General features: G+C 40.1%; 5 protein-coding genes and 1 pseudogene. 4 read left to right on the top strand and 2 right to left on the bottom strand.

The window, feature by feature from the left end; all coding sequences use genetic code 11:
* Positions 1-332: 332 nt before the first annotated feature.
* Positions 333-455, bottom strand: a pseudogene (locus K8S13_RS25770) (transposase); the annotation flags it as partial.
* Between the two features lie 146 nt (positions 456-601).
* Here K8S13_RS25770 and K8S13_RS25765 point away from each other — a divergent pair.
* Together K8S13_RS25765 and K8S13_RS17060 are read left to right on the top strand one after the other, a co-directional pair.
* A complete protein-coding gene (locus tag K8S13_RS25765) occupies positions 602-952 on the top strand; it encodes a transposase (RefSeq protein ID WP_367172701.1) in 351 nt (116 codons plus the stop codon).
* Between the two features lie 65 nt (positions 953-1017).
* A complete protein-coding gene (locus tag K8S13_RS17060) occupies positions 1018-1296 on the top strand; it encodes a hypothetical protein (protein ID WP_291464368.1) in 279 nt (92 codons plus the stop codon).
* 184 nt (positions 1297-1480) lie between these two features.
* Here K8S13_RS17060 and K8S13_RS17055 read toward each other — a convergent pair whose 3' ends face one another.
* Positions 1481-1888, bottom strand: a complete 408-nt coding sequence (locus tag K8S13_RS17055; protein ID WP_291464367.1) for a hypothetical protein — start codon at positions 1886-1888, stop codon at positions 1481-1483.
* Positions 1889-2019: 131 nt separating this feature from the next.
* Between K8S13_RS17055 and K8S13_RS17050 the strand changes: the two genes are divergently transcribed.
* Positions 2020-2682, top strand: a complete 663-nt coding sequence (locus K8S13_RS17050; RefSeq protein ID WP_291464366.1) for a GntR family transcriptional regulator — start codon at positions 2020-2022, stop codon at positions 2680-2682.
* Between the two features lie 432 nt (positions 2683-3114).
* Positions 3115-3299, top strand: a 185-nt coding sequence (locus K8S13_RS17045; protein WP_291464365.1) for a hypothetical protein, incomplete at its 3' end; no start/stop codon positions are given.

The following is a 3299-nucleotide window of genomic DNA, read 5'->3' as shown; positions in this document are numbered from 1 at the left end:
CAGACTATGGGGTCGTCGAAGACCTTTTCAAGGTCGTGGATGCGCTCAAGGAGAAACTGAGAAAATAAGTTGATAGAACTTCTTGACCGGTTAACTAATTTAAATAATTCTAAATTGGTTTTAGAAACGGAATTATATACTAAAAAAGGCTATCAACATTCAAAGTAGGCGGGGTTATCAAGTCTTCGAATGCCGCCGTTTGTTGTTTGCCTGATTTGTCTGCCGAATGCTTGGGCCAATAAAAACTGCAACTTGCTCATGACCGGCATTGGAATCAGTACACTCTTTTTGGTACCGTTTTGGGTTACCTTTTCCTTAGGAATTCGGTGGTTTCAGCGAAAACCAATTTTGTCAAGATAACGTGGCAGATGTTTTTTACTCAAATGATGAAACACACCCAGCTTAGCCCGCTCAAGCAGGGAGTTAAACGATTCAGCCGTATTGTTGTGCATATCGCTTCGGCTTTCGGGACGCTGTTAACTATTTAACTAGATAATTCCAATTGGTTATGCTATTCGGTTTGCATGCCAAGAAAATCACGAATAGATGCTCCGGAAGCCCTCTACCATATCATTGCCAGGGGCATTGAAAGAAGGCAAATATTCGAGGACAATGCCGACAGGGAAAGTTTTTTAGCTCGACTCGGAAGTATCCTGAAAGAAACCGAAATTCGCCTCCGGCGGACTATGCCTGGGCACTTATTCCCAATCATTTTCACCTCCTGCTCAGGACCGGCACAGTTTCCATCTCTACGATCATGAGACGTCTTTTGACCGGTTATGCCCTTTGGTATAACCGCAGACACCGTAGAAACGGCCACCTCTTCCAGAACCGCTACAAGTCTGGAGGACATCTACTTGCTGGAACTGGTGCGCTACATTCATCTGAACCCACTTCGAGCCGGACTCGTAAAGGACATGAAACAACTGGAACGACATCAGCACTGCGGTAAAAGCGCTTAAAAGAGCAAAGATTATTCAGAAAAGCGATGAGAGAATTTTAGGTAACGGGGATTTTGTGGAAAAAGTTCTTGCTTCCGCCAACGAGGCAATGGAAAGAAAATACGATCTCAAATCCCGTGGCTTCACCTTAGATAAAACAGCAGCCCGAGTGGCTGAGGTATTAGGTATGAAGATAGAGGATGTTTGGGCGCAAGGAAGGTATCGCTACATTGTAAAAGCCCGGAGTCTTTTATGCTACTGGGTGGTAAGAGAACTTAGGGCTCGCTCAAAAATAACTTCACATTTTATTGAGACGATTCATCCCGTACGACTTCGTTGCTCGTCGGTTAAATAGGCCAGCTATTCGCCCTCCTCGCGCCTTGTCATGCGGTCGACTCGACACCCTAAAATGTAAATTTATTTTTGAGCGAACCCTTAGAATCACCATGTCATCTATTGCCCTCAGATTAAATATTTCAGTTCCGGCTTTCAGCAAATCAGCAATTCGAGGGGAGAAGCTTGCAAAGGCTGGGAAATATTCACTCGCAGGGTAAACTTAAATAGTTAACTGTCCCGAAACAAAATAAGGAAGAAAGTGCTTTGTTAACTCCAATGACGGCTGAAAGTTTAAAACAAGAAAAGAGATAACTTAATGAGCAATCTCTTCCATATCTGGCATAGCATACAAAACTCACTTTTTCCATGGTTAGAAGAAACTCTTGATCCGCTGACGGAAAAAGAGCAGCGGGTTGTCCTGTAGTCAGCATTATAGTGTTGAATTCACCTTCGCTAATATATTCAGCCAATTGCTGCAATGCCAAAAGGGCGGCTTGATTGTCTACCAAACCATCTTTGAAAAATTTACAGATAAATGGGTATGTTTTATTATTTTTTACTATGTTATCTGATTTACCCTGCGTCTTATATTGTCCTGCCAAAAAGACCAAAAATAGGCCCAAAGAGCAACACTAGTCGAGCTATAAAAAATTATAAAAAAATAAAATTTTTCCTTGACATCTGTTTAAGGCAAGACTATTGTAGACTGTAGATTGTAGACTGTAGACCTAATTAATAAATAATGGAAATTAAAACTGTAACAAACATTGCTACCGAATATCTGAGGAAGCAAATTATCACTGGTAAGCTTGTGGCCGGTCAAAAGCTTAACGAAACTGATTTGGCCTTACACCTTAATATCAGTAGACCCCCTATCCGTGAGGCATTTCGGACATTGGAGAATGAACATCTGATTGTCAGTATGCCAAGAAAGGGGACTAATGTTAGTGAGATATCAATTGAGTACTTACAAGATGTCTATAAGGCCAGGGAGATGCTTGAATGTTATGCTATCGATATTCTTAAAGCCGAAAATATCAGAGAGTTGCCTAATGTCATTGCATCTGTGGAGGCAGCATCAAATTTGTCCACACCTTCTCAAGATAATCGGGAAGAAGTATTCACCTACCTTAAAGCCTTTGTCGATTTTCATATAAAACTGATTGAATCCACTGGCAACAATTGGATGGTCCATTTTTATAATTCAATTTCTTCCCATTTGGCTCGATATCAATTCGTTTATTTATATGTCCCAGGATCAGGACGGCGTTCTACAGAGGAGCATCAACATATCATATCACTTATCAAGAGGGGTTCCTATGAGAAGGCCAAGAAATTTATGAGAGAACATGTTAATTATACCTTTGAGTTTTTACGAAACAAGATGCTACAGACAGCAAGATGAGGAACTTTAAAGGATGATCTACATTTGGTGAATTTAAAAAAACAAATAAATATTTTGAAATATAGCTATAGTAAAGAGGGATTGGGTCGTGTGTTTGCTGAAGGACCAGAGTTCCAAGCACGGTATGCAGTTCTTTTGTAGGGCGGCCAAAACCATCATTAAAAAACGAGGCCACCAGGTCAACGGGAAGTTCGGAAAGGAGTTCTTTTTGAAACAATCCAGCCCAGGTTGGATAATTTAATCAAAAGAATTCCTCGCAGCTCTGCTGCGGTGAGTTTCATTGATTTTGCTTACGGATTTTCTCGAAGAATAGGAAGTTGTTTTAAATTATATTTCCTTTTTTAAATAATGATAAGAAAATTTTTTTGGGTAAGGAAAATTAGAGAAGAATGGATAAAAAAACATTAATTATGAAAGGAGGAATAGAGAAGAATGGGTAAAAAAACATTAATTATGAAAGGAGGAATAGAGAAAATGGGTAAAAAAACACTAATTATCGTTCTGGGCATTATGGCAGTTTTTATTTTAGTTTCATTTGATAGTGCAAAAGCAGCTGAAAAACAAGCGAAGGTGTTTAATATAAGGGGCCAGGTTGCGTGGGGACCAGGGACGGGAGT

The sequence above is a fragment of the Desulfobacula sp. genome (assembly GCF_021107415.1).
This window is presented reverse-complemented; position numbering and strand designations above follow the sequence as displayed.